Origin of the sequence: Stenotrophomonas maltophilia group sp. RNC7 (genome assembly GCF_030910085.1) — a bacterium.
GTDB classification, from domain to species: Bacteria; Pseudomonadota; Gammaproteobacteria; order Xanthomonadales; family Xanthomonadaceae; genus Stenotrophomonas; species Stenotrophomonas sepilia.
The window spans coordinates 1-309 of sequence record NZ_JAVFVN010000468.1 but is presented as its reverse complement, the minus strand read 5'-3'; the positions used below and the strand labels follow the sequence as shown (position 1 = coordinate 309).

The 309-nt window shown below is 45.3% G+C and carries 1 protein-coding gene; it reads right to left on the bottom strand.

Annotated features, from left to right (window positions below; translation table 11 throughout):
- A partial coding sequence (locus RCF13_RS07950) for an aminotransferase class I/II-fold pyridoxal phosphate-dependent enzyme (protein ID WP_308141051.1) occupies window positions 1-309 on the bottom strand: 309 nt, incomplete at both ends.

The following is a 309-nucleotide window of genomic DNA, read 5'->3' as shown; positions in this document are numbered from 1 at the left end:
TTTCATCCGGGTTAATATTATAGGTTCGCTTATCAATATCGGCGAAAACGGGTGTTCCGCCTTGATACAATACACAGTTCGAACTGGCCAAAAAGGTTATCGGGGTTGTGATTACTTCATCCCCTGAACCTATCTCCGCTGCGAAGCAGGCAGCATGAAGCGCAGCTGTTCCATTTGAAAAAGCAACAGCATACTTTACACCTGCATAATCCGCGATACTCGATTCAAAATCTGTAATCGCCGGTCCTTGAGTAATAAAAGGGCTTCTTAGCGCTTGGACTACGGCCTCAATATCTTCTTCGTCAATCC